At 67.9% G+C, this 24,398-nt stretch carries 29 protein-coding genes; 8 read left to right on the forward strand and 21 right to left on the reverse strand.

Translation table 11 applies throughout. The features are described 5' to 3' along the window. Positions 1-6: 6 nt before the first annotated feature. The 4 genes from ACTIEW_RS02725 to rph form a co-directional block, all read right to left on the reverse strand. A complete protein-coding gene (locus ACTIEW_RS02725; RefSeq protein ID WP_439476375.1) occupies positions 7-531 on the reverse strand; it encodes a CHAP domain-containing protein in 525 nt (174 codons plus the stop codon). Between the two features lie 37 nt (positions 532-568). Next, positions 569-1,711, reverse strand: coding sequence for an acyltransferase family protein (locus tag ACTIEW_RS02730; protein WP_439476376.1), 1,143 nt, complete (start codon positions 1,709-1,711; stop codon positions 569-571). 58 nt (positions 1,712-1,769) lie between these two features. Further along, positions 1,770-2,138 carry a hypothetical protein gene (locus ACTIEW_RS02735; protein WP_439476377.1) on the reverse strand — a complete coding sequence of 123 codons (369 nt, stop codon included), beginning with the start codon at positions 2,136-2,138 and terminating at the stop codon, positions 1,770-1,772. A 75-nt stretch (positions 2,139-2,213) separates the two neighbouring features. Continuing rightward, complete coding sequence (gene rph / locus ACTIEW_RS02740) at positions 2,214-2,939, reverse strand: ribonuclease PH (protein ID WP_439476378.1); 726 nt, start codon at positions 2,937-2,939, stop codon at positions 2,214-2,216. Here rph and hrcA point away from each other — a divergent pair. Both hrcA and grpE read left to right on the forward strand, forming a co-directional pair. Next, complete coding sequence (hrcA, locus tag ACTIEW_RS02745; protein WP_439476379.1) at positions 2,938-4,080, forward strand: heat-inducible transcriptional repressor HrcA; 1,143 nt, start codon at positions 2,938-2,940, stop codon at positions 4,078-4,080. The genes rph and hrcA overlap by 2 nt on opposite strands. Positions 4,081-4,127: 47 nt before the next feature. Further along, a complete protein-coding gene (grpE, locus tag ACTIEW_RS02750) occupies positions 4,128-4,709 on the forward strand; it encodes a nucleotide exchange factor GrpE (RefSeq protein WP_439476696.1) in 582 nt (193 codons plus the stop codon). A gap of 122 nt (positions 4,710-4,831) precedes the next feature. Here grpE and ACTIEW_RS02755 read toward each other — a convergent pair whose 3' ends face one another. The 3 genes from ACTIEW_RS02755 to ACTIEW_RS02765 form a co-directional block, all read right to left on the reverse strand. Then, the gene (locus ACTIEW_RS02755; protein ID WP_439476380.1) at positions 4,832-5,734 is read right to left on the reverse strand and encodes a dienelactone hydrolase family protein; all 903 of its coding nucleotides are present in this window, start codon (positions 5,732-5,734) and stop codon (positions 4,832-4,834) included. Between the two features lie 58 nt (positions 5,735-5,792). Continuing rightward, complete coding sequence (locus ACTIEW_RS02760) at positions 5,793-6,428, reverse strand: alpha-ketoglutarate-dependent dioxygenase AlkB (protein ID WP_439476381.1); 636 nt, start codon at positions 6,426-6,428, stop codon at positions 5,793-5,795. A gap of 93 nt (positions 6,429-6,521) precedes the next feature. Further along, complete coding sequence (locus ACTIEW_RS02765; RefSeq protein ID WP_439476382.1) at positions 6,522-6,917, reverse strand: hypothetical protein; 396 nt, start codon at positions 6,915-6,917, stop codon at positions 6,522-6,524. Between the two features lie 305 nt (positions 6,918-7,222). Here ACTIEW_RS02765 and dnaK point away from each other — a divergent pair, with 305 nt between their 5' ends. The 3 genes from dnaK (at position 7,223) to dapB (ending at position 11,439) form a co-directional block, all read left to right on the forward strand. Further along, complete coding sequence (gene dnaK, locus ACTIEW_RS02770; RefSeq protein WP_439476383.1) at positions 7,223-9,133, forward strand: molecular chaperone DnaK; 1,911 nt, start codon at positions 7,223-7,225, stop codon at positions 9,131-9,133. A 297-nt stretch (positions 9,134-9,430) separates the two neighbouring features. After that, a complete protein-coding gene (gene dnaJ / locus ACTIEW_RS02775; RefSeq protein WP_439476384.1) occupies positions 9,431-10,618 on the forward strand; it encodes a molecular chaperone DnaJ in 1,188 nt (395 codons plus the stop codon). A 71-nt stretch (positions 10,619-10,689) separates the two neighbouring features. Then, on the forward strand, positions 10,690-11,439 hold the full coding sequence (dapB, locus tag ACTIEW_RS02780) for a 4-hydroxy-tetrahydrodipicolinate reductase (protein WP_439476385.1): 750 nt from the start codon (positions 10,690-10,692) through the stop codon (positions 11,437-11,439). Between the two features lie 167 nt (positions 11,440-11,606). On the opposite strand, the gene ACTIEW_RS02785 is transcribed toward dapB, so the two are convergent. The 3 genes from ACTIEW_RS02785 to coaBC all read right to left on the reverse strand — a co-directional run bounded on the left by ACTIEW_RS02785 (position 11,607) and on the right by coaBC (position 13,849). Then, positions 11,607-11,972 carry a hypothetical protein gene (locus ACTIEW_RS02785; RefSeq protein ID WP_439476386.1) on the reverse strand — a complete coding sequence of 122 codons (366 nt, stop codon included), beginning with the start codon at positions 11,970-11,972 and terminating at the stop codon, positions 11,607-11,609. Between the two features lie 74 nt (positions 11,973-12,046). Then, entirely contained in the window at positions 12,047-12,496 is a 450-nt protein-coding gene (gene dut / locus ACTIEW_RS02790; protein ID WP_439476387.1) for a dUTP diphosphatase, read from the reverse strand. 126 nt (positions 12,497-12,622) lie between these two features. After that, a complete protein-coding gene (coaBC, locus tag ACTIEW_RS02795; RefSeq protein WP_439476388.1) occupies positions 12,623-13,849 on the reverse strand; it encodes a bifunctional phosphopantothenoylcysteine decarboxylase/phosphopantothenate--cysteine ligase CoaBC in 1,227 nt (408 codons plus the stop codon). Between the two features lie 132 nt (positions 13,850-13,981). Here coaBC and ACTIEW_RS02800 point away from each other — a divergent pair, with 132 nt between their 5' ends. Beyond that, a complete protein-coding gene (locus ACTIEW_RS02800; RefSeq protein ID WP_439476389.1) occupies positions 13,982-14,878 on the forward strand; it encodes an IS1595 family transposase in 897 nt (298 codons plus the stop codon). Between the two features lie 148 nt (positions 14,879-15,026). Here ACTIEW_RS02800 and ACTIEW_RS02805 read toward each other — a convergent pair whose 3' ends face one another. Then, positions 15,027-15,449, reverse strand: coding sequence for a type II toxin-antitoxin system PemK/MazF family toxin (locus ACTIEW_RS02805; protein ID WP_439476390.1), 423 nt, complete (start codon positions 15,447-15,449; stop codon positions 15,027-15,029). Positions 15,450-15,487: 38 nt separating this feature from the next. Next, entirely contained in the window at positions 15,488-15,616 is a 129-nt protein-coding gene (locus ACTIEW_RS02810) for a hypothetical protein (protein WP_439476391.1), read from the reverse strand. 172 nt (positions 15,617-15,788) lie between these two features. Here ACTIEW_RS02810 and ACTIEW_RS02815 point away from each other — a divergent pair, with 172 nt between their 5' ends. Both ACTIEW_RS02815 and ACTIEW_RS02820 read left to right on the forward strand, forming a co-directional pair. Further along, positions 15,789-16,511, forward strand: a complete 723-nt coding sequence (locus tag ACTIEW_RS02815) for a hypothetical protein (RefSeq protein ID WP_439476392.1) — start codon at positions 15,789-15,791, stop codon at positions 16,509-16,511. A gap of 188 nt (positions 16,512-16,699) precedes the next feature. Beyond that, the gene (locus ACTIEW_RS02820) at positions 16,700-17,152 is read left to right on the forward strand and encodes an S-type pyocin family protein (protein WP_439476393.1); all 453 of its coding nucleotides are present in this window, start codon (positions 16,700-16,702) and stop codon (positions 17,150-17,152) included. A 37-nt stretch (positions 17,153-17,189) separates the two neighbouring features. Here the strand turns inward: ACTIEW_RS02820 and ACTIEW_RS02825 are convergent, their stop codons facing one another. From ACTIEW_RS02825 to ACTIEW_RS02865, 9 genes are all read right to left on the reverse strand, one after another. Continuing rightward, on the reverse strand, positions 17,190-17,606 hold the full coding sequence (locus ACTIEW_RS02825) for a helix-turn-helix domain-containing protein (RefSeq protein WP_439476394.1): 417 nt from the start codon (positions 17,604-17,606) through the stop codon (positions 17,190-17,192). A gap of 162 nt (positions 17,607-17,768) precedes the next feature. Then, positions 17,769-19,379, reverse strand: coding sequence for an apolipoprotein N-acyltransferase (gene lnt, locus ACTIEW_RS02830; protein WP_439476395.1), 1,611 nt, complete (start codon positions 19,377-19,379; stop codon positions 17,769-17,771). After that, on the reverse strand, positions 19,354-19,815 hold the full coding sequence (gene ybeY / locus ACTIEW_RS02835; protein ID WP_439476396.1) for an rRNA maturation RNase YbeY: 462 nt from the start codon (positions 19,813-19,815) through the stop codon (positions 19,354-19,356). Before ybeY ends, lnt begins: the two co-directional genes overlap by 26 nt. Further along, entirely contained in the window at positions 19,815-20,807 is a 993-nt protein-coding gene (locus ACTIEW_RS02840) for a PhoH family protein (RefSeq protein WP_439476397.1), read from the reverse strand. The genes ybeY and ACTIEW_RS02840 overlap by 1 nt, the downstream gene beginning before the upstream one ends. After that, positions 20,797-22,242 (reverse strand): tRNA (N6-isopentenyl adenosine(37)-C2)-methylthiotransferase MiaB, encoded by a 1,446-nt coding sequence (gene miaB, locus ACTIEW_RS02845; RefSeq protein ID WP_439476398.1) that lies wholly within the window; start codon positions 22,240-22,242, stop codon positions 20,797-20,799. The genes ACTIEW_RS02840 and miaB overlap by 11 nt, the downstream gene beginning before the upstream one ends. 101 nt (positions 22,243-22,343) lie before the next feature. Continuing rightward, positions 22,344-22,826: a Fur family transcriptional regulator gene (locus ACTIEW_RS02850; RefSeq protein WP_439476399.1), complete on the reverse strand. Its 483-nt coding sequence runs from the start codon at positions 22,824-22,826 to the stop codon at positions 22,344-22,346. A 28-nt stretch (positions 22,827-22,854) separates the two neighbouring features. After that, positions 22,855-23,286, reverse strand: coding sequence for a ribosomal protein S18-alanine N-acetyltransferase (gene rimI, locus ACTIEW_RS02855; RefSeq protein WP_439476400.1), 432 nt, complete (start codon positions 23,284-23,286; stop codon positions 22,855-22,857). Continuing rightward, entirely contained in the window at positions 23,283-23,969 is a 687-nt protein-coding gene (gene tsaB, locus ACTIEW_RS02860; RefSeq protein ID WP_439476401.1) for a tRNA (adenosine(37)-N6)-threonylcarbamoyltransferase complex dimerization subunit type 1 TsaB, read from the reverse strand. The genes rimI and tsaB overlap by 4 nt, the downstream gene beginning before the upstream one ends. Before the next feature lie 25 nt (positions 23,970-23,994). After that, a complete protein-coding gene (locus ACTIEW_RS02865; protein ID WP_439476402.1) occupies positions 23,995-24,384 on the reverse strand; it encodes a helix-turn-helix domain-containing protein in 390 nt (129 codons plus the stop codon). Positions 24,385-24,398: the final 14 nt, after the last annotated feature.

Below are 24,398 nucleotides of genomic sequence, written 5' to 3' on the forward strand. Positions count from 1 at the left end.
AGGCGATCAGGGCTGGCCGTTGGCCGCCGGCTCCGAGGCCATAAGCACGCCGTCGGTCGGCAGCGGCGGGGCTTTGTGGATAAAGCCGTAGGTCGGATAGACGGACGTGCCGAGGTCATGAATCGGATTGTACCAAACCTTGACCGCAGTCCAATCGCCGTCATGCGAGACGTCGACGACGGTGACGTTTTCCTCGACCCGGCCGCGGCTGCCGCCCCAGTTGGCGTGGGTCACGCGGATCACGCGGTCGGTCAGGATTTCAGAGACGACGGCGACGTGACCGCGGGTCATCCGGCCGCTGGGCTGGAAGGCGAGGACCGAGCCAGTTTCCGGGCGGGCGCCGGTGCGAAACTTGCCCTGGGCCTGACGCCACCAGGTGAGGGCGTCGCCGAAGATGTTGATGCCCGAAAACATGCGGGCGAAGGTCACGCACTGCCAGTACGGCTCATCGGCCTTCGCGACGGGGGCATAGCCCAGCGCAGAAAATCCGAGGGTCGCTGCAACCGCAGCGGCTGTGAGCCGTTTCATCATGCTGGCGTAGGTCCCGACCTGTTTCAGTGCGCTAGCCTTAGACGATAGTTTCCGAGGGTTGAAGAACCCTTTCGGGCGAGTCCGTGCGCGATTTCGCCGCGCCGGCCCGCGCCGCGCGCCGGTCGGCGAACCCCCTCAAAGCCTTGCGGGCCGGGCGTTCGACGAGGTGGTAGGTGAGCATGGCCGCCACCGGAATCACCGCCACGAGCGCCAGCCACACAATGATGTGAAACTGTTTGTCGTCGGCGCCGATGAGCCGCGCCGCGACATTGGTGGTCAGCAGCAGCACGGGGGCGCAGACCATGTAGATCGAATAGCTGATCTCGCCGAGATAGACGCCAGCCTTCGAACCCAGAACGCCCGCGCGGGCGTTGTCCAGCGAACCGAGGCCGAGGATCAGACCGCCCGCGGCCAGTACGGTGACGGCGTCCCACAGGCCCAGTGAGGCGCTGACCAGCACAGCGAGGCCGCTGACGAGGGCGACCGGGCCGGCGAAGGGCACGCCGCCGCGCCGGTGGACCAGATAGAGGGCGCACCCCAGGGCGAAACACGGCGCGATCCGCAGCGCGCCCCAGCGGAAGGTGGCCTCGGTCAGGGAATAGCCCGCCAGCGGCTCGAAGGCTGCGTAGAGGCCCAGCGCGAAGGCCGCGGCCAGCACCGTGGCCAGAACCGGCCGTTCACGAAGCCGCCAGGCGACGAAGGCGAAGGCGGGGAAGCTGAGATAGGCGGCCCATTCCGCCGAGATCGACCAGGACGGATGGTTGAAGGCCGAGCTGGTGGCCAGCCCCCAGGCGTGGGTCAGGGTCAGATGCGCCGGCAGGGCCCGCCAGTCGGTCAGGCTGCCATCGATGCTCAGCCCGGCGACCGTGGCGGCGACGCCGAGGCCGATCATGCCGAACAGGGTGACCAGATGCAGCGGATAGACCCGCGCGATCCGGGCCCAGAGGAAGCCGCCGTAGCTGAACCGCTTCTCGCCTGCCGCCTCGAGATAGACGTGGCTGAGGATGAAGCCCGACAGGACGAAGAAAGTCTCGACGCCCAGATACCCCTTGGTCACCGCGACCGGGATCCAGCTGACATCCAGGTGCGGCCAGGCGGTGTAGAGCACCACCCACAGGGCTGCGAGGAACCGCAGGGTGGTGAGGGCGCGCAGATCGGGGGGCGTCGGAACGGGCGTCATGGCCCGCAGACTAGCGGTGCGGGGTACAGGAACCGTTAAACGGGGCCTGGGACAGGCTTCAGGCCGCGCATTCCGAGGGCTTCGCCTCCCCCGGCGCATACATTTCGCAGGACCGGTCGATCTCGCCCTGGATCATCTCGCAGGGATTGGCGACATTGCAGGGCGGGCGGGTCGCAGGGCTGACGGCGATGCACCGATCGACCAGTCGCTGCGCCGCCTCGGCCCCGATATCATTCAGGCAGGAGACCGGCGCGCCGACGGGCGTCATGACCACAGCCGGATCGACCTCTTCCTGCGGCGGCGCATCGGCGGGCATTTCCGGGGCCGCGGCCTCGGCGGCGGGCGCATCCGCGGTCGTGTCAGTGGGGCGTTCGCAAGCGGTGACCATGACGGTCACGGCCAGCAGGGCGATTACGGTCCGGCGCATGGGCACTCCGATCGGTCGCGGGAAGCGGCAGCATAGGCACGGTTCGCCCCCCTACGGAAGCATCAACGCCCCAATCTAGCGGCCGAGCGCGGCCCGCTGCATGGCGAACAGGTCGGCGCAGCCGCCCTCGGCCAGCTGGAACAGCCGGTCGAACTCGATGCGGGAGAAGCCCCGCTTCTCGCCCGTGGCCTGGATCTCGACGATTGCGCCTTCGCCGGTCAGGACGAAGTTGGAATCGGCCTCCGCGTTGGAATCCTCCTCATAGTCGAGGTCCAGCACCGGCTGATCGTTGCAGACGCCGCACGACACCGCCGCGACCTGATCGAGGATGGGATCGGCCTTGAGCACGCCCTCGGCGCGCAGATAGTCAAACGCGCTGGCCATGGCGACCCAGGCGCCGGTGATGGCCGCCGTCCGGGTGCCGCCGTCGGCCTGGATAACGTCGCAGTCCAGCACCACCTGCCGCTCGCCCAGAACCTTCAGATCGACCACGGCGCGCAACGAGCGGCCGATCAGCCGCTGGATTTCCTGCGTCCGGCCCGTCTGTTTGCCGCTGGCGGCCTCGCGGCGGCCGCGGGTGTGGGTAGCGCGGGGCAGCATGCCGTATTCCGCCGTGACCCAGCCGGCGCCCTTGCCGCGCATCCAGCCGGGCACATTCTCCTCGACCGAGGCGGTCACCAGCACCTTGGTATGGCCGAACGTGACCAGGCAGGAACCTTCGGCATAGCGGTTCACGCCGGTCTCCAGCGTCACGGTGCGGAGCTGTTCGGGCGTACGGTCGGACGGACGGGGAGATGACATGAGCGATTTCCTTGGACGGGGCGGCGGCGCTGCTTATCCTGAAAGCGTGAGCCTGTATGCCCCCAACCCTTCGCCGTTCAGCAGCAGCCCTGCCGGTCTGGCCGCGCTGGACGAACGCGCCCGCGACATCTTCCGGCGGATTGTCGAGACCTATCTGGAGACTGGCGACCCCGTCGGGTCGCGGACCCTGTCGCAAACGGGCATCGCCCTGTCGCCGGCCTCGATCCGCAACACCATGCAGGATCTGACGATGGCGGGGCTGCTGGGATCGCCGCACACCTCGGCGGGGCGGATCCCGACCCATGCCGGCCTGCGGCTGTTCGTCGACGGCCTGCTGGAGATCGGTGACGTCGGGACCGAGGAGCGGCGCGAGATCGACGCCCGGCTGGCGGGACGCGGGCGCAGTTTCGACGAGGCGCTGAACGAGGCCTCCAGCCTGCTGTCCGGCCTCGCCGGGGGGGCCAGCATCGTCGCCAGCCCCGTGCGCGAAGCCGGGGTCAAACATGTCGAGTTCGTCGCCCTGGGCCATGATCAGGCCCTGGCGGTGCTGGTCGGCGACGACGGCTCGATCGAGAACCGGCTGATGCCGCTCAAGGCGGGCGTCACCCCCTCGACCCTGACCGAGGCCTCCAACTTCCTCAACGCCCGGCTCAAGGGCCGGCCCCTGCACGAGGCGCGCACCGAGATGCGCACCGAACTGGACGCCGCCCGCCGCGAGCTCGACGCCGCCGCCGCCCGGCTGGTCGAGGACGGCATGGCCGCCTGGTCGGGCGGGGCAGAGCGCGAACGGTCGCTGATCGTGCGCGGCCGGGCCAACCTGCTGCATGACCGCGAGACCGCCGAGGATCTGGAAAAAGTCCGCGTCCTGTTCGACGATCTGGAGCAGAAGGAACAGCTGATCGGCCTGCTGGACGGAGTGTCGACGGCGCAGGGGGTGCGCATTTTCATCGGCGCCGAAACACGGTTGTTTTCGCTTTCGGGTTCCGCCGTGATCGCGGCGCCCTATATGACGGGCCGACAACGGCTCCTGGGCGCCATCGGCGTGATCGGACCTGCGCGACTGAACTATGCCCGCATCATACCGTTGGTGGACTACACCGCCCGGGTGCTGGGGCGAATGCTGGACGGACAAGAGACTTGAGCGACACACACGACGACTTCCCCAAATCCGAAGAACTGGCCGCCGATATCGCAGAGGCCGAGGCGAACGCCGAAGCCGGACTGGATGACGGCCTCGGCCCCATCGACGCCCTGATCGCCGAGCGCGACCAGTGGAAGGACCGCGCCCTGCGCGCCGTGGCCGAAGCCGAAAACACGAAGAAGCGGGCCGAGACCCAGTCCAACGACGCCCGGGCCTACGCCATCCAGCGCTTCGCCCGCGACCTGCTGGGCGTGGCCGACAATCTGGAACGGGCGCTGCAGGCGGCTCCGAAGGACGCCGACGCCGGCGAGGCCGGTCTGGTCACCGGGCTGGAGCTGACCCAGAAATCGCTGCTCCAGGCCTTCGAGAGCAACAATCTCAAGCGCGTCGCCCCCGAGCCGGGCGAGGCCTTCGACCCGCATCTGCATCAGGCGATGATGGAGCAGGTTTCCGACAGCGTGCAGGGCGGACAGGTGATCCAGACCCTGCAGGCCGGCTACGCCCTGTTCGGCCGCACGGTGCGCCCGGCCATGGTGGTGGTCGCCGCCAAGGGCTCCGGCGCGGCGGCGGGCAATGCAGCCTATCTCGCGGCGGGCGCAACCGGCGGCAATTTCGACCAGAAGGCCTGATCCTCCCCCATCGGGGGAGGGGGACCATGCGAAGCATGGTGGAGGGGTGTCGGCTCCGCGCTCACTTTGGCGCCCCTCCACCGCCCTGCGGGCGGTCCCCCTCCCCTGAGGGGAGGAAACCGTTACTTCAGCCGCGCCTCGAAGAAGGCCAGCAACCGCCCCCACCCATCGGCCGCCTCGGCGGCGCGGTAGCTGTCGCGATAGTCGGCGTGGAAGGCGTGCGGGGCGTCCGGATAGAGATGGATGCCGCTGGCGGTCTGGCCGGCGCGTTGCAGGGCGGCGCGCATGGCCTCGACGCTGGGCAGGGGGATGCCGCGGTCCTGACCGCCGTACAGGCCCAGAACCGGGCATTTCAGGTCGTCGGCAAGATCAACGGGCCAGGGCTGACCCCCGGCGGCCTGTTCCGGCGTCGCTGTCGCCGACGGGGCCAGCCGGCCGTACCATGCGACCCCGGCGTCCAGCACGGCGAAGCGGGCGCAAGCCTGCCACACCACCTTGCCGCCCCAGCAGAAGCCGGTGATCCCGACCTTGTCGGAATTGGCCCAGGGCTGCTGGCTGACCCAATCGAGCGTCGCCGAGACATCGCCCATGACCTGCTCATAGTTGGCGGCGCCGACGATCTGCTGCACCCGCGACATATCCGACAGGCTGGCCGGATCCTCGACCCGGTTGAAGAAAGACGGGGCGACCGCCGCAAAGCCCGCCTTGGCCAGCCGCCGGCAGAGGTCGCGGATATATTCATGGACGCCGAAAATCTCGGACGCGACCACCACCACCGGCCACGGGCCGTCGCCGATGGGGCGCGCCGCAAAGATCGGCAGGGCGAAGCCGTCCGGAGCCGGGATGGTCGTCTGTTCGAGGGTCAGGCCGTCATCACCCGTGGTGATCGGGGCCGCCTGCCGGGCCACGGCGGCCGGGGCGTAGCCGGCGAAGGCCAGACCACCCAGGGCGCCGGTCGCCAGGGCGCGGCGGCTAAGGCGGAAATCGTCAGCCCCGGGTCCTTCGGGACGGATCAGGTTCGGCATCAAGCGTCTCCGGTCTCGGGAAGCCGGAAGACTGGCCGCGCGACCGCCTGCCGTCGAGTCACGTTTGCCGTGAAGCTGGGCCCGCCTTGCGGAGCGTCAGATTGATCCGTCCGCCATCCGGAACGAGGGTCGAGGAGCCCGCGATCACCCGGTCGATCCCGTGCCGCGCCAGCCGCGCCGGACCGGTCAGGGCGCAGACATCGCCTGACGCCAGCCGCACCGTCCGCGTCGGCCCGCCGCCGGCCGCGCCGATCCGGAACACCGCCGATTCCCCGAGCGAGACCGACAGCACGGGCGCGCTGTGGTCTTGCTCATCGAGGTCCTGATGCAATCCCATCTTCGCCCCGCCCCGGTACAGGTTGACCAGACAGGCGTCCGGCGGCTCGGGCCAGCCGGTCAGGTCGCTCCAGAGCGCCAGCAGCGCCTCCGGCATCGGCGGCCACGGTGCGCCGGTCACCGGATGGGTCGGCTGATAGCGGTAGCCGGACCGGTCCGAGACCCAGACCAGGGGCCCCATGCCGGTCATCTCGACCGAAAACGGCCGCCCGCCCGGCGTCACCGGGCGGTAGAAGGGCGCCTCTTCGGCGGCGGCCAGCACTTCAGCCAGCAAATCCGCCTGCCCGGACGCGGAAAGGGCTCCCGGCCAGAACCGGAAGCCCTCCATTCCCGTATCGATCTCACGCGCGGAACCCATACCCCAAGGTAAGGCGTCCCGCACGGCGCTCAAGCAGTGAGCCCGTCATCCCGGCGAAGGCCGGGACGCGCGGCGAGCGTTAGCGCCCCAAAATCAGCGCGTGTAATAGTAGTCGGCGATCTGGCAGACGTTGATGTTGAAGCGCGTCAGCGTCTGGCCGTTGGTGAACTCGGCCTTGAAGTCATAAAGGCAGGCGCCGGAGCCATCGTCGATGTTCATCATGATGCTGCTTCCGGCGGCCAGCGTCCCTCGGCCCAGCATATCCTCTTCCCAGCTGTCGACGCGGGAATCCGAGGCGTAGAAGCGCAGCATGGTCCAGCCGGTGTTGTTGTGGATGCGCACCCGGCGGTTCAGGCCGTCGCGCGACTGGACCGGCGCCGAAACGGCGGCCTTGTCTGCGGCGATCACCGGCTCGGCGGCGGCGACGGAAGCGGTTCCGAGGGCCGCGACGATCAGTGCGGCGCGTGCGATGGTTTTGAAGGTGTTCACGTCGGTCTCTCCCCAGCGGCCGGACCCTGGTGGCTCGGCGATGACAACGTTATGCCACTTTTCGGGCGTGGCCGCATCTGACGGACCCTGACAGTTGAATCGCCCGTCAGGTCCGTTTGGGGCTTGCGGGCGGGGGGGTGTTTCCCATATCGGCCTCAACCGTCGTAAATCCCCGCACTTCGTGGGGCTTTGTGGCCGGAACCGTACCAACCGACCAAAGACCCTGACACCGGGGGCGGTCACGCGCGGCGCTTCGCTTTAAAAGGCCGCCGCATCGCCCGCTGAAATGGAGTGAAAGACCACCAATGGCCAAGATCATCGGCATCGACCTGGGCACCACGAACTCGTGCGTGGCCGTCATGGACGGCAAGACCCCCAAGGTCATCGAGAACGCCGAGGGCAACCGCACCACGCCCTCCGTCATCGCCATCCAGGACGGCGGCGAGACCCTTGTGGGTCAGCCGGCGCGCCGCCAGGCCGTGACCAACCCGACCAACACCTTCTTCGCCATCAAGCGCCTGATTGGCCGCTCGTTCGACGACCCCGTGGTCGCCAAGGACAAGAAGATGGTCCCCTATGAGATCGTCAAGGGACCGACCGGCGACGCCTGGGTGCGCGCCAATGGCAAGGACTATTCGCCCCAGCAGATCTCGGCCTTCACCCTCGGCAAGATGAAGGAGGCTGCTGAGGCCTATCTCGGCGAGACCGTGACCCAGGCCGTCATCACCGTCCCGGCCTATTTCAATGACGCACAGCGGCAGGCCACCAAGGACGCCGGCAAGATCGCCGGCCTCGAGGTTCTGCGCATCATCAACGAACCGACGGCGGCCGCCCTGGCCTATGGGCTGGAGAAGAACGAAGGCCAGAAGATCGCCGTCTATGACCTCGGCGGCGGCACCTTCGACGTCTCGATCCTCGAGATCGGCGACGGCGTCTTCGAGGTGAAGTCGACCAATGGCGACACCTTCCTGGGCGGCGAGGACTTCGACCTGCGTCTGGTCGACTACCTGGCCGACGAATTCAAGAAGGAGCAGGGCGTCGACCTGCGCTCTGACAAACTGGCCCTGCAGCGTCTGAAGGAAGAGGCCGAAAAGGCCAAGAAGGAGCTCAGCTCCACGACCCAGTACGAGGTCAATCTGCCGTTCATCACCATGAACGCCTCGGGCCCGCTGCACCTCAACATCAAGCTGTCTCGCGCCAAGCTGGAAGCCCTCGTCGACGACCTGGTCCAGCGCACCATCGAACCCTGCGCCAAGGCGCTGAAGGACGCGGGCCTCAAGGCCTCCGACATCGACGAAGTGGTGCTGGTCGGCGGCATGACCCGCATGCCCATGGTGCAGGAGGCCGTGAAGAAATTCTTCGGCAAGGAGCCGCACAAGGGCGTCAACCCCGATGAAGTCGTGGCCCTCGGCGCCGCGGTCCAGGCGGGCGTGCTGCAGGGCGACGTCAAGGATGTGCTGCTGCTGGACGTGACCCCTCTGACCCTGGGCATCGAGACCCTGGGCGGCGTCTTCACCCCGCTGATCGAACGCAACACCACCATCCCGACCAAGAAGAGCCAGACGTTCTCGACCGCCGACGACAACCAGTCGGCCGTGACCATCCGGGTCTTCCAGGGCGAGCGTCCCATGGCCTCGGACAACAAGGTGCTGGGCCAGTTCGACCTGATGGGCATTCCGCCGGCGCCGCGCGGCATGCCGCAGATCGAAGTCGCCTTCGACATCGACGCCAACGGCATCGTCCACGTCACCGCCAAGGACAAGGCGACCAACAAGGAACAGTCGATCCGCATCCAGGCCAACGGCGGCCTCTCGGACGCCGACATCGACAAGATGGTCAAGGAAGCCGAGGCCAACGCCGCGGCCGACAAGGCCAAGAAGGAAATGGTCGAGGCGGTCAACGCCGCCGACAGCCTGATCCACTCGACTGAAAAAGCCATGGCCGAACACGGCGACAAGGTCGGGGCCGACGAGAAGGCCGCGATCGAAACCGCTCTGGAAGAGCTGAAAACGGCCAAGGACGGCACGGATCCGGAAGACATCCGGACGAAGACCAATACCCTGGTCCAGGCCTCGATGAAGCTGGGCGAGGCCATGTACGCCCAGGCCCAGGGTTCGGGTGAAGGCGACGACGCCACCGCCACTGCTGACGACGGCGTGGTCGACGCCGAGTTCGAGGAAGTCTCGGGCGACGACGACGACAAGAAGAGCGCCTAAGCACCGTCTCCTCCCTGTTCGCGTTTGCCGGATGGGGAGGGGGACCGCGAAGCGATGGGGGGGTGGAGGAGGAACGCAACGCGTTCCGACGACGGGCTCCGGACTTGATCCTGAAGGGGACCGCGCGACGGAACCAGCCCCTCCACCACGCTGCGTGCGGTTCCCCTCCCATTGCTTCGCAACAGGGAGGAGACAAACTTGCATCATTCAGCCGGGCGCCCATGTCAGCCCGGTCAGCCGTTTCCGGCCCGCCGTTCAGCAGGCGCGGCCATCGGCAGGTAAGAGGACGAACGCCGGATGGCGACGCGTGACTATTACGAGGTTCTGGGGGTCGAGCGGACCATCGACGCCGCCGGTCTGAAGGCGTCCTATCGCAAGCTGGCCATGCAGCACCACCCCGACAAGAATGGCGGGTGCGACGACTCCATGGCCCGCTTCAAGGAGATTTCCGAAGCCTATTCGGTCCTGTCGGACGACCAGAAGCGCGCAGCCTACGATCGGTTCGGTCATGCGGGCGTCAACGGCGGCGAGGGTGGGTTCGGCGGCCAGGGGCAGGGCTTCACCGACGTCAACGACATCTTCTCACAGGTCTTCGGCGACGCGTTCGGCGATGTGTTCGGCGGCCGCGCCGGCGGCGGGGCGCGCCAGCACGGCCCGCGTCGCGGCTCGGACCTGCGCTACGACCTCGAGATCACGCTGGAGCAGGCCTACAAGGGGTCCGACGTCGAGATCGCGGTGCCCACCACCGCCGCCTGCGAGGCCTGCGAGGGCTCCGGGGCCCGCAAGGGCGCCAAGGCGACCACCTGCGCCACCTGCCAGGGCGCGGGCCGCGTACGTTCCGCCAACGGCTTCTTCCAGGTCGAACGGACCTGCCCCCATTGCGGCGGACAGGGCGCCCGGCTGGCGGCCGCGGACGCCTGCACCGCCTGCGCCGGCCACGGTCAGGTGCGCAAGAACCGCAAACTGCAGCTCAAGGTCCCGGCCGGGGTCGACGACGGCTCGCGCATCCGCCTGTCGGGCGAGGGTGACGCCGGCACGCGCGGCGGGCCGCGCGGCGACCTCTATGTCTTCATCTCGGTCACGCCCCACGAGCTGTTCGAGCGCGACAACCTCGACCTGCTGGTCACTGTGCCCGTGCCCATGACCACGGCGGCCCTGGGCGGGGAGATCGACGCCCCCTGCCTGACCTCGGAAGCCTGCGACGGCCGCTGCCGGGCGCCGGTCAGCGTCCCCGCGGGGGCCCAGACCGGCAAGACAGTGCGCATCAAGGGCAAGGGCATGCCGCATCTGAACGGCAAGAACCGCGGCGACCTGGTGGTCGAACTGTTCGTCGAGACGCCAACCGAGCTGACCCCGCACCAGAAGGAGCTGCTTCAGGAGCTGGCCGCCTCGCTGGGCGAGAGCCAGACGCCGCGCAACTCCTCCTTCGCCGGCAAGGCCAAACGCTTCTGGGCCGACATTCTGAGGTCCGAGGCGCCGCAGTAGGCTCTCGGCGGTTGAGGATGACGACGCTGTCGAATACCGCCAGAATGGCCGCGAACTGACAGGGGTCTGAGTTGAGCGTTATCTTCCACGCCGGCATTTCCGGCGCGCGCGGCCGGATGGGCCGGGCCGTCTCGACCGTTCTGGACGCCCGCGAGGACGTCGTCGTCGCCGCCCGGTTCGACCGTGGCGAAACGCCCGACCTGTCGCTGTGCGACGTGATCATCGACTTCTCGACCCCCGACGCCTCGGTCGAACTGGCGCAGACGTGCGCCGAGCGCGGCGGCCCGGCCCTGGTCATCGGCTCCACCGGCCTGACGCCCGAGCAGGAAACCGACATCCACAAGGCGGCTGAAAAGATCGCCATCGTCCGCAGTGGAAACTTCTCGCTTGGCGTCAACATACTGATCGGACTGGTGGAACACGCAGCCCAGCGGCTCGACGCGGCCGATTGGGACATCGAGGTGCTGGAGACCCATCACCGCAGGAAGGCCGACGCCCCTTCCGGCACGGCCCTGATGCTGGGCGAAGCCGCCGCAAACGGCCGCGGCGAGGACCTGGCCGACGTCCGCAGCGCACCGTACGACGGCATCACCGGCGAGCGGGAAACGGGGAGAATCGGCTTCGCCTCGCTGCGCGCCGGCGGCGTCATCGGCGAGCACACCGTCCTGTTCGCCTCCGAGGACGAGACCCTGACGCTCAGCCATTCGGCCATCGACCGCTCGCTGTTCGCCAAGGGCGCAGTCGCCGCCGCCGCCTGGGTCCGCAGCCGCAAGCCCGGTCTCTACGACATGCAGGACGTGTTGGGTTTTCGGCAGGCGTAGAAGAACCCTCTCCCCTCGGGAGAGGGCTTGAGTGCACGGCGGCGCAAGCCGTCGTTCTTGCACGAAAGGGTGAGGGTCGCCTGCTGGAGGGCGGCTTCGCCGCTCCAACCACCCGACCCACGTCCGGCCCTGCGGGCCACCTTCTCCCAATGGGAGAAGGAACAGGCTTAGTGCGCGTGGCCGCGGCGACTGTGTCCACGACCGACGAACAGCGACTTGATGAAGAACATCACCGCAATCACCACGGCGAAGCCGAGGAACAGCGCCAGCACCGTCATCCAGAAGCCCAGCGTCAGCAGCGCCGGCATCACGAAGGCGCCGCCGTCGAGCATCGGGCGCAGCAGACCGACCAGGATGAAGACAAAGGCGGCCCCCAGCGACGTGGCCCACAACCGGCTCCAGGCAGGCATCATAAAGGTCGCGATCACCGCGATGATCAGGCCGGTGACCTGATTGATGGTGTCAAACCCGCCCTGGGCGAGGCCGAACATGCCACTCAGGAACGCACCGATCGAATCGAACAGGGACTCCATTACGCCAACCTCCAGGATGCGGCCCAAGCTTGGCCGGACACAGGGTTAACGCGGTTCCAGGAGAATGGCTCCGCTTATCGTCCCGTCGAGCCGAATCCGCCCGCCCCGCGCGCGGTTTCGTCCAGGCCCGCGACCTCGATCATGACCGCCTGTTCGCAGCGGGCGATGACAAGCTGGGCGATACGTTCGCCGCGGCGGATCACGAAGGGCTCCTGTCCGTGGTTGATGAGGATGACGCCGACCTCGCCGCGATAATCGCTGTCGATGGTGCCGGGCGAGTTCAGGCAGGTCAGGCCGTGCTTGAGCGCCAGCCCCGAGCGCGGCCGCACCTGGGCCTCGAAACCGGGCTCCAGCGCGATCTTGAGGCCGGTGGGCACCAGGGCGCGGGCGCCGGGCTCGAGCGTCGCCGGGGCCGTCTCCGGGACCGCCGCACGCAGGTCCATCCCGGCCGAGCCGCCGGTCTCATAGGCCGGCAAGGGCAGGCCCTCGGCATGGGGCAGACGTTCGACGCGGACGGTGGTCATGGCTTTCCCTTGGCGGTGCGGCAGGTGATGTATCGGATGTCCAGCCTATCGTCCTTGTCGCGAGCCGAATGTATCGGTTGTCTCGCACCGATTGTCGCTGTGGATAAGCTGGGGAAAACGCGCGGCTCAGGCCTTGAAGTGATCGGCGATTCTGGCGGCGAGCTTCCTCGCCACCTCGGCCTTGGACTGGCGCGGCCAGGCCTCGGCCGAACCGTCGCGGGTGAACAGGGTGACCGTATTGCCGTCAGCGCCGAAGACGTCGTCGGACACGTCATTGCCGACGATCCAGTCGCAGCCCTTGCGCGAAAGCTTGCTACGGGCGTTGGCCTCGAGGTCCGTGGTCTCGGCGGCGAAGCCGACCACCAGTCTCGGCCGCTTCTTTCCGGGCGCGGAGATGCCGGCGAGGATGTCCGGGTTCTCGATCAGCGACAGGGAGGGCGGGCCGCCCGGGGCCTTCTTGATCTTGCCCGAGGCCACGCCGTCGACGCGCCAGTCGGCGACCGCGGCGCTCATCACCGCGATATCGGCCGGCAGGGCCGCCGCGACCGCCGCCTGCATCTCGCGGGCGGTCTCGATCTGGACCCGCTCGACCCCGACCGGCGCGGCGAGGGCCACAGGGCCGGAGACCAGCGTCACCTGCGCCCCCAGCCGGGACAAGGCCTCGGCGATGGCGTAGCCCTGTTTGCCGCTGGAGCGGTTGGTCAGACCGCGCACCGGATCGATCGGTTCGAAGGTCGGCCCGGCGGTCACCACCGCCCTGCGTCCCGCCAGCGGCCGGCCGTCGGGACCGGCCAGCAGGCCGTCGATGGCGTCCAGGATCGCCGCCGGCTCGGCCATCCGGCCCGGCCCGAACTCGCCGCAGGCCATCTCGCCCTCGTCGGGCCCGACCACGGCGACGCCATGGAAGCCGTCGAAGCTCTTGAGCCGCTCGACATTGGCCTGCACCGCCGGGTGCAGCCACATCCGCACATTCATCGCCGGGGCCAGCAAAACCCGTTTGTCGGTGGCCAGAAGGGTGGTCGAGGCCAGGTCGTCGGCCAGTCCATTGGCCGCCCTGGCGATCAGCCCGGCTGTCGCGGGCGCCACGACCACCAGATCGGCCCAGCGCGACAGTTCGATATGGCCCATGGCCGTTTCGTCCTCAGGCATGAACAGCTCGCTGCGCACCGGATGGCCCGTCAGGGCGGCGAGGGACATGGGGGTGACGAAGGCGGCGCCGGCCCCTGTCAGGATCGTCCGGGCCTCGGCTCCGGCCTTCTTCAGCAGCCGCACCAGCTCCAGCGCCTTGTAGGCGGCGATGCCGCCGCCGACGATCAGCAGGATCTTGCGTCCGGACAGCGAGGCCGTGGTCATGCCGCTGATCTAGCGATGCGACCGGGCGGCGTCGAGGGGAACCGGGCCAAACAAGAACATTGCATGAACATATGACCTGTGGGGGATGTATCCCCTCTGGACATGTAAGCCCGGATGTGGGATATTGCGGGTATGGAAACGACCCGCACCCCTAAAGGCCCGACCCTCCGCCAGTTTCAGGCGCGCTTCCCCACGGAAGACAGCTGCCTTGAGCATCTCAAGCTGGTTCGCTACGGGGCCAAACACACCTGCGCCAAGTGCGAGCGGGAGGCCCGCTATTACCGCGTGAAGGCCCGCCGTTCGTATGAATGTGAGTATTGCGGCTATCAGGTCTACCCGACCGCTGGAACGCCCTTCCAGAAGACCCGCACGAGCCTTCGCGACTGGTTCTATGTGATGTTCCTGTTCACCTCGACGCGGAACGGCGTGGCGGCGAAGCGTGTCCAGCGCGAGATCGGCGTGACGTACAAGACCGCTTGGCGGATGTGCAAACTCATTCGCCAGTACATGGGCTATGTGGACGGCGACGACGCCATCGGCGGCTTTGACGGCCAGCCGGTCGAGGTTGACCACGGCTTCATCGGTGGCCGTGCGGACTCCGACAACAAGCTGGAAAACAAGAAGGTGGTCCTCGGCATGATCGAACGCGGCGGAAGCGTCATCGCACGTCACCTGCCGGTTCGTCGCCTTGACCTGATCGCCGGGACGCTGAACGCCAGCCTCAAGCCGGGAAGCCATGTCGTGTCAGACGCCGAAGTGTCGTTCTCGTCCGTCCTGCGGATGGGCCAGGGTCACCAGCACACCACGATCAAGCGCAGCGCCGGGGAGTTCAAGGTCAATGGTCAGACCACGGGCCATGTCGAAGGCTTCTGGAACCTCGTGAAGCGCGGCATCAACGGCACCTATATCTCGGTCAGCCAGAAGCACATGCAGACGTACCTGAACGAGTTTGAGTTCCGCTATAACCTGCGCCGGTCGCCGCACCTGATGTTCGACCTGCTGCTGCTGTCGTTTCCGCGCGAGGTCTGAATGACAAAGGGCGCGGCCCTAAGACCGCGCCCCGGAATTCGACAGCTCCAGCAGCTTGTCATCGCCTCTGAAGCCCGCCACCTCATCGAGTGAGATGGTCTCAAAGCCCGATGCCAAGGCAGAGCGGGGACCCCTAGAATCTGGTCCCTTAGAGGTGCTGTGTCAAGTTTTGCATGTTGAGGGCGCAGAGTACGGCGGCCCGGATTTCCTTAAGCTTGGCCGCGTCAACGTGCGGATAGAGGTATCTCCGCTTGCCGTCGCGGTCGCGGCCAAGGCCGATTCCAGAGAGCCGCTCGTAGCTTACGGTCGCGAACATATCGCACTTCGCCCACTTACTCGCCCCTTCCCATGGCTTGGGTAGCTCGGGGGCGAAATCGACACTGTAATGGTAGTCGAACACAGTATCTGGTGGCGTGGTGCTTAGCGGGACGACCGTGCACAACCCGTCGCGTTTCCGCAGACGAGGGGTAATCACAACACAGAGCCGTCGCTTCGTGATCTCCGGCTCTACGAAGCCGCTGTAGTCACAGATGAAGATTGCGCCGGGCTTGGGGTGGAACGTGATGGCCATGCCTCACAAGAAGCGCTGATTCGCGAATCTCCAAATCGCTAGCCCTCGTCGTCCTCGCGAAGATCTTCCTCGGTCGGCTCGTCCTTGGGCTTCACGTCCAGTGGGGGCTTCTTGACCATAGCGTCCAGCAGACGGTCGAAGCGTTGCCTATCGTCGGTTTCTGGCATCTAGATCGTCTCCATGGGGCGGATGATACTCTCGATATGTGCGGTTGTCGTGGCGCTGGGGCTAGGGGGCTCCGCTCAAAGCCCAGGTGAGGCCCCAAGACGCGAGGCCGGCCCCACACAGCGCGACACCCGCGCCACTGAGAATGTGCCAGTCCCGGTGAGCGCGAGCCGCATGACCGGCGATCTTGAAGCCCCCGACGCAGACGCCAAGACCGCCCGCGAACAGCGCGATCTGGAGGCCCAAGAGGCTATGGCGCTTTGGTCGGCCCGCATGTTCTGGGCGACCGCTGCCTCCGTCCTCCTTAGCGGTGTCGGCGTCGTGCTCATATTCCTGACCTTCCGTGAGAGCCGCCGGGGCGCGGAGGCCGCCGATCTGATGGCCGGAGAGGCCGCAAAGTCCACCTTGGCGGCCATCAAGGCAGCCGACATCGCTGAAGCGGCCCAGAAGTCCAACGAGAAGCAGATGCGGGCTTACGTTGTGGTCTGCCAAACCGACAACGTTGATCTGGTTGCTGGCCAGCGTCCGGCGGTTCAGTACACGATGATAAATCGCGGCGTTACCCCCGCTCTTGATGTTCGAGTGTTCGTATGCGGCATGGAGGCCGATGATGCTCACACGGCTGCCATCAAGTTTCGCCCAAAGTCCGGAAAAATTGACCTCGGAGCGGGGCAGGCCTCGGCCCAGACAGAGAGGTCTGATGTAGCGGTGACGCAGGCTCAAGTGGACGCCTTGATGCAAGGTCGGCGCGGCGTCGTCTTCGCGATTTATATTCGGTATCGTGACATCTTTGGGCGAACGCACCGCACCATCGCTCGGATGTTTTTGGACCCAGCTGTCCTGCAAAATGGCAACGGGCCCCTTGCCTACGGTCGCAAGGGCAACAGGGTCAGTTAGCGCCAGCGCGGCGATGACCGCGCCGATCACGGCCTAGAGGCCTTTTCACGATACATGTTCACATGGGATACATTCCACCTGTGGTTATCCTCTTGTCGGCGGGTTTCAACCAAGGGAGGGTTTCATGATCGCCAACAAGGGTTCGATATGGCTGGCTACGGCGTTGCTGGGCCTGGCCGGTTGCGGCAATGGCGGGTCCGCTGTCGAGACACGGGACCGGGCGACGGGTGGAGGGGGGGGCGACGCTGACCGCTGCGACCGGCGCGCCGGCGGAGGCGAACGAGGCCGCTCCGGAAAAGATCCGGCCGGCGCTGACCGCCAATCGGCGCGAAACCGTCGACGCCAAGATCGCCCGGCTGTTCGAGCGCAACGGCGCCGACTTCGGCGCGGAGACGGCGCAGGACTATCTGGGAAAGGTCCGGGCCTTCACGTCACGCCCACCCGCCGGGACGGAACGGGCCGAGCGCCCCAATGGCGATGTGCTGCTGTATCAGGCCTCGACCAACACCTTCGCGGTGGTGTCGCGGGACGGCGTGCCCAAGACCATGTTCAAGCCTCGTGACGGCGCAGCCTACTGGGTCGAGCAGAAGGACGCCGCGCCGAACTTCGGCCGGCGGCGCACGGGGTCCTCGGAGGAATAAGGGAACCGGAGATCGGGGACCGGACCGGACGGGACGGTCAGTCCTCGTCCTGTTCCTTGCGGTCGGCCATGTCGCGGATCAGCTCCAGGGCCAGCTTCTGCTGGCGGGTGGACAACTGGGGCGCCAGACGGCTGATTTCGATCGTGTAGCGCGTGGCCGGAAAGTCGTGCTCGAAGGCGCCGGCGCCCTCGGCCATGCCCGCGATCTGGGCCCCGGTCAGGCCCTCGAAGAAATAGCCGATGTCGACCTTGAAGAAACGCGCGATGTCCCAGAGTTTGGACGCCGATACACGGTTCGCGCCCTTCTCGTATTTCTGGATCTGCTGGAAGGTCAGGCCCAGTGCCCGGCCCAGGTCGCTCTGGTTATAGCCGAGCGCCAAGCGCTTCTCGCACACGCGCCGACCCACATGCCGGTCCACGGGATGAGGGCCGTCCTCGCCCTTGCCTCTCGCCATCGTTCATTCGTCCTTCGGTTGCCTACCGCCAAGCCTGAATGCGCCCGTGACAGGTCGCTGTCATCAAAAAATGCAAAAACAGCGTCGCCCCGCCCAGCAGGGGTTGCGTAACCGGCTCCAACCCTCTCGCATGGCGTGAATCAGGCCGATGACGGAACGGAATCAGGCGTCGGGACGGATGCGGCGCAACCGACTCCAGGGCGCCGCCACCGCCAGACCGGCGAACGTCGCCAGCCAGAACAACAGGTCGCCGATCCGCCCGTAAAGCGTTACGGCCGTCGGCCGCGGCAGGCTGGCGTCTATGACGCCGCTCTCGCCGGGCTCAAGCCTCTGGTCGCCGATCACCCGGCCCCAGGGATCAATCATGGCCGAAACCCCCGTCGGCGTGGACCGCACCACGGGCAGACCTATTTCGATCGCGCGGTAGGACGCCAGGTTCAAATGCTGGAGCGGGCCGGAACTGCGGCCGAACCAGGCATCGTTGGAGATGTTGACGATCCACTCCGGTCGACCGGTCCCGCCGGACGTGAAACCTGGATAAAGGCTCTCGTAGCAGATCAGGGGCTGGGCCCGCGGCGCACCGGGAATGTCGATCGGCGCGGGACGGGGGCCGGCGCTGAAGTCGGTCGGCATATGCGTCAGGCTGCGCACGCCCAAAGCCCCCAGCAGTCCGCCCGCCGGCAGATATTCGCCGAACGGCACCAGCCGGTATTTGTCATAGACGGCGCTGATGCTCAGCCCGTCGCCGCCCCGATCCGTCAGGACAAACAGGCTGTTGAAATAGCGCTCGCCCTCAGGCGACGAAGGATCGGCAAGGCCGCGGCCCAGCCCCATGATCAGGCTCTGGCCGGGCTGAACTGCGCGGGCGATCGCCACAGCCTCCGGCGACCCGGGCGCGAACACCTGATTGGCCGAGGCCGGCAGCGCCCCCTCCGGCCAGATGATCAGATCGGGCGTGACCGCGCCTGGCCGGGCGGTCAGATTGACGTAGCGATCGACGATGCCGCGATAGGCCTCGGGCGTCCATTTCGACTCCTGGTCGACATCGGCCTGAACGATGCGCACCACCGTGGCAGTCAGTTCCAGCCGGGCCTGCGACAGCCGCACCGCGCCGCCGATCAGCAGTCCCGCAATGGCCAGTGCGCCCAGCACCGCCGCCCCGATACGGGCCTTGCGCGGACCGGCCCCCAACAGAGGTCCGAATGTAGCGGCCGCCGCCACTGTGACGAAGCTGAGTCCATAGACACCCGCCACCGCCGCGAACTGGGACGCCGCCGAGCCGGCCTTCCAGCTGGCTCCGGCGGGATTCCACGGAAAGCCGGTCAGCACATGGCCGCGCAGCCATTCCAGCAGGCAGAACAGGGCGGCGAAAAACAGCGCCCGCTTGACCCCGCCGGGCAGGAACCGGCGGTACAGGGCCGTCGCCGTCCCCCAGAACAGGCCCAGCCCGATCGGCAGCAGGCTGGCCGCGAACGGCGCCATCCAGGCCTGGGCCGGATTGACCAGAAAGGCCTCGGCCACCCACCAGCAGCTGATCAGGAAATAGGCGAAGCCGGCCAGCCAGCCCATCCAGAAGCCGCCCCGCACCGAAGTCGATCGCTCGGCCAGGAACATCAGGAGGGCATAGCCCAGCAGGCCGGGCAGAAAGCCGAACGGCGGATGCGCCGCGGCCGCGCCGGCGCCGGCCGCCAGCGCCAGGCCGATGCGGCCGAAACGCAGGATCAGTCCCGAGCGCGGATCGTCTTGGTCAAGCGTCGCCGTGAGAAGGTTCATGGGGCCTGTATGGGTCCGCGACGCCCAGCGTGGCAAGAAGGGTCCGCTCCTCGGCCTCCATGGCCTCGGCCTCGGCCTCATCGACATGGTCGCGGCCCAGCAGATGGAGCACGCCGTGGACCGCCAAATGCGTCAAATGATCCGCCAGTGACTTGCCCTGGGCCGCGGCTTCGGCGGCGCAGACGCCATGGGCCACCACGAGATCGCCGAGATGCGGCGCGGCGCTCGCGGCCGCCGGAAACGACAGGACATTGGTCGACTGGTCCCGATCACGGAAGCGGGCGTTGAGTTCATGCACCGCCGCGTCGTCGGTCAGCAGGACGACCACATCACCCTCGATCGCTCCCAACGCCGCGGTCGCCGCGCGTTCAACCACGGCGATGGCGTCCGGGAGAGCGTCGGTCCAGGTCTCATCCTCGATCTCGACCTCGATCACTAATCCGGGTCCTCGAGATCGGCGGCGGGTCGACGGCTGGCCGTATCGGCGTCATAGGCGCGCACGATCCGCTCGACCATCGCGTGGCGCACCACGTCCTGGGCCTCGAACCGCTGGACCCCCACCCCCTTGATGTCCTCAAGGATGCGCAGGGCGTGTTTCAGGCCGGAGTCGCGCGGGTTCAGCAGATCGACCTGCGACGGGTCGCCCGTCACCACCATGCGCGCGCCTTCGCCCAGCCGGGTCAGGACCATCTTCATCTGCAGCCGCGAGGTGTTCTGGGCCTCGTCAACGATGATGTAGGCATGGGCCAGCGTCCGCCCGCGCATGAAGGCGATGGGCGCGGCCTCGATCTCGCCCTTGTCGCGCCGGCGGCGGACGTCGTCGGGGCCGAGGATGTCGTTCAACGCCTCCCAGATCGGGGCCAGATAGGGATCGACCTTTTCGTTGAGATCGCCGGGGAGGAAGCCCAGCTTTTCACCCGCCTCGACCGCCGGCCGTGTGATGACCAACCGGTCCACCTGCCCCCGCCGCAGCAGGGAGGCGCCATAGGCGGCCGCCAGAAACGTCTTGCCGGTGCCCGCCGGGCCGACGCCGAACGTCAGCTCGCAGCGGCTGAGCAGCGATAGATAATTGGCTTGGGCCGCCGTCTTGGGCGCGATGGCGCCGCGCCGCCCGACCGGCAGGGCGATGGCGTCGGGCGCCACGCTCCCCTGCCCTGCCCGCGGCTGGGTCGCAGCGGCGCCCAGGGCCGTGCGCACATCGGCCTCGGTGATCTCGGCGCCGGTCTCGGCGCGGTCAGCCAGTGTCTCGATGACCCGTTTGGCCTGGGCCCGGTCGCGCGCCGAGCCATTGATGGACACGCCGCCGCCGGGGGTCTCGACCAAAACCTTGAACCGGTCCTCGATCAGGGCCAGGTGCCGGCTGTTGGGACCGATAACGGCGCGAAGGGCGAGATCGCCCAGGGCCAGGAACTCACTCTCACGCGCCATGGATGCTCTCTTGCGCCCTGACGCTCGACGCGCGGCGTCTCGCTGCTTGAGGGCCGTCGGTTTCAGTCAGACGGCCCTTCAGGGAGTTCTGCTGGCCGTGTTCGATCACGACCGGAACGATCCGGCCGATCAGATGATCCGCGTCGTCGACATGGACCGACTGCAGCCAGGGTGAGCGGCCGATGGCCTGGCCCGGCTGACGGCCCCTCTTCTCGAACAGCACATCCATGGTCCGTCCAGCCATGGCGACGTTGAAGGCCGTCTGCTGCTCCCACAGCAGGTCCTGGAGCGCGTGCAGCCGCTCACGCGCGACGGCGGCCGGAACCTGAGCCGCCATGCCCGCCGCGGGAGTGCCGGGGCGCGACGAATACATGAAGGAGAAGGCCGAGGCGTAGCGGGCGCGCCGCACCAGATCCATCGTCTGCTCGAAATCGGCGTCCGTCTCGCCCGGGAAGCCGACGATGAAATCCCCTGACAGGGCGATGTCAGGCCGCGCCGACCGGATGCGGTCGATCAGGTCGAAATATTTCTGCCGCCCGTGCTTGCGGTTCATCGCCCGCAGGATCCGGTCCGAGCCGGACTGCACGGGCAGATGCAGCCACGGCATCAGGGCCTCGAGGTCGCCATGGGCGGCGATCAGGTCGTCCGACATGTCGTTGGGGTGGCTGGTGGTGTAGCGGATGCGGTCGATTCCGGGGATTTCAGCCAGCGCATACGCCAGCCGCGCCAGGGTCGACGGGGAGCCGTCCGGCCCCTCGCCGTCATAGGCGTTGACGTTCTGGCCCAGCAGGGTGACCTCGCGGACGCCTTTGGCGGCCAGCTCCCGCGCCTCGGCCAGCACCGCCGCTACGGGCCGCGACCACTCGGCGCCGCGCGTATAGGGCACGACGCAGAAGGTGCAGAATTTGTCGCAGCCCTCCTGCACGGTCAGGAAGGCCGTCGGACCGTTGACACCGCGCGCCCGGGGCAGGGCGTCGAACTTGTCGACCGGGGCGAAGTCGGCGCCGATCCGCTCGCCCCGCGCCCTCGCTGTGCGGGTCAGCAACTCCGGCAGCTGGTGATAAGCCTGCGGCCCGACCACCAGATCGACCGCCGGCTGGCGGCGCATGATCTCCTCGCCCTCGGCCTGGGCGACGCAACCGGCCACAGCGATGGTCATGACCCCCTGCCCCGTCGCGGCGCGCTCGTCCTTCATCATCCGCAGCTTGCCCAGCTCGGAATAGACCTTCTCGGCCGCCTTCTCGCGGATGTGGCAGGTGTTGAGGATGACGAAGTCCGCGCCCTCGGCCGTGTCGGTCGTGGCATAGCCCAGCGGGCGCAGGACATCGGCCATGCGCTCGGAGTCATAGACATTCATCTGGCAGCCGTAGGTCTTGATGAACAGGCGCTTGGGCGCGGCCTGTCCGTCCTGCGGCGGGGCGAGGGTTTCGGTCATGGACGGCGTGTTTAGCCTGCCGGGGTCGGACAGGCTACCGGAACCCGAACCCCCAGGCCGCCCCCGGGGGAGAAGGTGGAATCTTCTGACAGCGGCCCAACTCAAATGTCGAGTTTGTCCGGATCAACCCGATGGGCGTGGCGGGTGAAGATCAGGCCTTCGCGCTTGGACGGCTCGGCCCCGGCGATCGGCTTGCCGTAAAGCTCCAGCTTGTGGCCGATCAGTTCGAAGCCCAGCCGCTCGGCGATCTCGGTCTTGAGCCGTTCGATCTCGGCGTCGAAGAATTCGATCACCTCGCCGGTGCGGGTGTCGATCAGGTGGTCGTGATGGTCGTCGCCGGCCTCTTCATAGCGGCTGCGTCCGTCGCCAAAGTCGTGCTTCTCGACCACGCCCGCCTCTTCGAACAGGCGGACGGTGCGGTAGACGGTGGCGATCGAGATATGCGGATCGATGGCCGAGGCGCGGCGGTACAGTTCCTCGACATCCGGATGGTCGTCGGCGCTGGACAGCACCCGGGCGATCACCCGCCGCTGCTCGGTCATGCGCATGCCACGCTCGGCGCAGAGTTTTTCGATCCGGTCCATGGCGGGCAGGATAGGCGGGCCGCCCGCGCTAGGGAAGCGTCACCGGCAATTTGACAGCCAGGATCAGGGCGTCCTGTCGGCCGCCGTCGGGGCGGGCGTAGTAGCCGGGCCGCCGGCCCGCCCCGGCGAAGCCCGCGCGGGCGTAGAGGGCGAGGGCGGCGGTGTTGTCGTCTGCGACTTCGAGGAACAGGCGTGTGGCGCCGCGGGACGCTGCGGCTGTCGCGCCCTCGCGGACCAGGCGGGCGCCGAGGCCCTGCCGCCGCGCCTCGGGGCGGACGGCGAGGGTCAGGATTTCCGCCTCATCGGCGACCGCGCGGATCAGGATGAAACCGTCCGGCTCCTCGATGGCGAAGACGCCCGTCTGATCCAGCAGGGCCTCAAGGGCCGCGGCGCCCCAGGGCGTGGAAAAGGCGGCCGTATGGACTTCGGCGAGGCGCGCGGCAGTGGCGGCGATCGTCATGGGGTCCGGGCCGGGCCGCGGGCCTGTCCCGGCAGGCGGGTGGGCGGCGTCGCATCGGGCGCGCGCAGATAGAGAGGGCGGGCCGGAGCGGAAGCCGGATCGGCTGTCGCCGCCAGCCGGGCAAGAGCCTCAGGCGCCGGTCCGTCCAACGGCAGGATAGTCCTTCCCGCCGCGATATCGGCAAACAGCGCTGCGCCGGAACCGACAAGGACGGCGTTGGTCCCCATGGTCGCGATCCGGGTCGCCGCGGCATCGAGGGTGAGGGCTTCGGCCGCTGCGTCCGCCTCTCCGCCGCGCCAGAAACGGGCGTAGACCTGACCGCGCCGCGCGTCGATCAGGGCCGCCACGGTCCGGGTCTCGGCCGCCGAGGCCGCGAGCGCGTCCAGAGCCGAGACCCCGACCACCGGCCGGTCCAGCGCCGCCGCCAGTCCCTGGGCGAAGGCCAGTCCGACGCGCAGGCCGGTGAACGAGCCCGGGCCGACGGTCACGCCGATGCGGTCGAGGTCGGTGAACGCCACGCCTGCCTCTGCCGCCGCATCGCGTGCGAAGCCGGCGATGCGTTCGGAATGCCCCTTGACCATCGGCTCGGACCGCAGGCCCAGCTGACGCACGCCCGCGCCATCAACCTCGAACACTCCGGCGGTGCACAGGCCCAGCGTCGTGTCGACGACCATCAGCTTCATGCCGGAGCCCCCGCGCCGGACGCCGTCAGTCGCCCCCCGCCAGCGCCCGGACGATGCGCGCCACGGCCCGCCGGACATCGCGATCCTCGATCAGAGGAAAGCCGGTCGCCACCGATCGGCCGTCGACGGTCGAGGTGAGAAAACGCAGGGTCTCCCAGCCTTCGTCGCCCGTTCCGCGCGACGTCTCGACCGGCGGGAAGAAGGTCTCCACCGACGTTCCCAGTATGGTGGCCGCGCGATGCAGGCGCGAGGCGGAGATGCGGTTCTGGCCGGTTTCGTATTTCTGCACCTGCTGGAAGCTGATCCCCAGCTGCTGGGCGAGGGCGCTCTGGGACAGGCCGAGCGCTGAGCGCCGCAGGCCGATGCGCGCGCCGACATAGGCGTCGACTTCGTCCCGTGCGCCGATCCTGGCCATGGCTGTCCTCCTCC

The sequence above is a fragment of the Brevundimonas sp. genome, assembly GCF_051860745.1.
In the GTDB taxonomy this organism is placed as follows: domain Bacteria; phylum Pseudomonadota; class Alphaproteobacteria; order Caulobacterales; family Caulobacteraceae; genus Brevundimonas.

What these genes read in the sequence shown, in the direction of transcription:
- ACTIEW_RS02805 (WP_439476390.1), bottom strand. Translation starts at nt 15,449, where the DNA reads ATGGCCATCACGTTCCACCCCAAGCCCGGCGCAATCTTCATCTGTGAC.
- dut (WP_439476387.1), bottom strand. Translation starts at nt 12,496, where the DNA reads ATGACCACCGTCCGCGTCGAACGTCTGCCCCATGCCGAGGGCCTGCCC.
- tsaB (WP_439476401.1), bottom strand. Translation starts at nt 23,969, where the DNA reads ATGAAGCTGATGGTCGTCGACACGACGCTGGGCCTGTGCACCGCCGGA.
- ACTIEW_RS02840 (WP_439476397.1), bottom strand. Translation starts at nt 20,807, where the DNA reads ATGGCGCGTGAGAGTGAGTTCCTGGCCCTGGGCGATCTCGCCCTTCGC.
- lnt (WP_439476395.1), bottom strand. Translation starts at nt 19,379, where the DNA reads ATGAACCTTCTCACGGCGACGCTTGACCAAGACGATCCGCGCTCGGGA.
- dnaK (WP_439476383.1), top strand. Translation starts at nt 7,223, where the DNA reads ATGGCCAAGATCATCGGCATCGACCTGGGCACCACGAACTCGTGCGTG.
- ACTIEW_RS02865 (WP_439476402.1), bottom strand. Translation starts at nt 24,384, where the DNA reads ATGGCCAGGATCGGCGCACGGGACGAAGTCGACGCCTATGTCGGCGCG.
- ACTIEW_RS02825 (WP_439476394.1), bottom strand. Translation starts at nt 17,606, where the DNA reads ATGGCGAGAGGCAAGGGCGAGGACGGCCCTCATCCCGTGGACCGGCAT.
- ACTIEW_RS02850 (WP_439476399.1), bottom strand. Translation starts at nt 22,826, where the DNA reads ATGGACCGGATCGAAAAACTCTGCGCCGAGCGTGGCATGCGCATGACC.
- ACTIEW_RS02725 (WP_439476375.1), bottom strand. Translation starts at nt 531, where the DNA reads ATGATGAAACGGCTCACAGCCGCTGCGGTTGCAGCGACCCTCGGATTT.
- dnaJ (WP_439476384.1), top strand. Translation starts at nt 9,431, where the DNA reads ATGGCGACGCGTGACTATTACGAGGTTCTGGGGGTCGAGCGGACCATC.
- coaBC (WP_439476388.1), bottom strand. Translation starts at nt 13,849, where the DNA reads ATGACCACGGCCTCGCTGTCCGGACGCAAGATCCTGCTGATCGTCGGC.
- miaB (WP_439476398.1), bottom strand. Translation starts at nt 22,242, where the DNA reads ATGACCGAAACCCTCGCCCCGCCGCAGGACGGACAGGCCGCGCCCAAG.
- ACTIEW_RS02735 (WP_439476377.1), bottom strand. Translation starts at nt 2,138, where the DNA reads ATGCGCCGGACCGTAATCGCCCTGCTGGCCGTGACCGTCATGGTCACC.
- ACTIEW_RS02730 (WP_439476376.1), bottom strand. Translation starts at nt 1,711, where the DNA reads ATGACGCCCGTTCCGACGCCCCCCGATCTGCGCGCCCTCACCACCCTG.
- hrcA (WP_439476379.1), top strand. Translation starts at nt 2,938, where the DNA reads ATGAGCGATTTCCTTGGACGGGGCGGCGGCGCTGCTTATCCTGAAAGC.
- ACTIEW_RS02785 (WP_439476386.1), bottom strand. Translation starts at nt 11,972, where the DNA reads ATGGAGTCCCTGTTCGATTCGATCGGTGCGTTCCTGAGTGGCATGTTC.
- ACTIEW_RS02800 (WP_439476389.1), top strand. Translation starts at nt 13,982, where the DNA reads ATGGAAACGACCCGCACCCCTAAAGGCCCGACCCTCCGCCAGTTTCAG.
- ACTIEW_RS02820 (WP_439476393.1), top strand. Translation starts at nt 16,700, where the DNA reads ATGGCGGGTCCGCTGTCGAGACACGGGACCGGGCGACGGGTGGAGGGG.
- ACTIEW_RS02755 (WP_439476380.1), bottom strand. Translation starts at nt 5,734, where the DNA reads ATGCCGAACCTGATCCGTCCCGAAGGACCCGGGGCTGACGATTTCCGC.
- rimI (WP_439476400.1), bottom strand. Translation starts at nt 23,286, where the DNA reads ATGACGATCGCCGCCACTGCCGCGCGCCTCGCCGAAGTCCATACGGCC.
- ACTIEW_RS02810 (WP_439476391.1), bottom strand. Translation starts at nt 15,616, where the DNA reads ATGCCAGAAACCGACGATAGGCAACGCTTCGACCGTCTGCTGGACGCT.
- ACTIEW_RS02760 (WP_439476381.1), bottom strand. Translation starts at nt 6,428, where the DNA reads ATGGGTTCCGCGCGTGAGATCGATACGGGAATGGAGGGCTTCCGGTTC.
- ACTIEW_RS02815 (WP_439476392.1), top strand. Translation starts at nt 15,789, where the DNA reads ATGACCGGCGATCTTGAAGCCCCCGACGCAGACGCCAAGACCGCCCGC.
- rph (WP_439476378.1), bottom strand. Translation starts at nt 2,939, where the DNA reads ATGTCATCTCCCCGTCCGTCCGACCGTACGCCCGAACAGCTCCGCACC.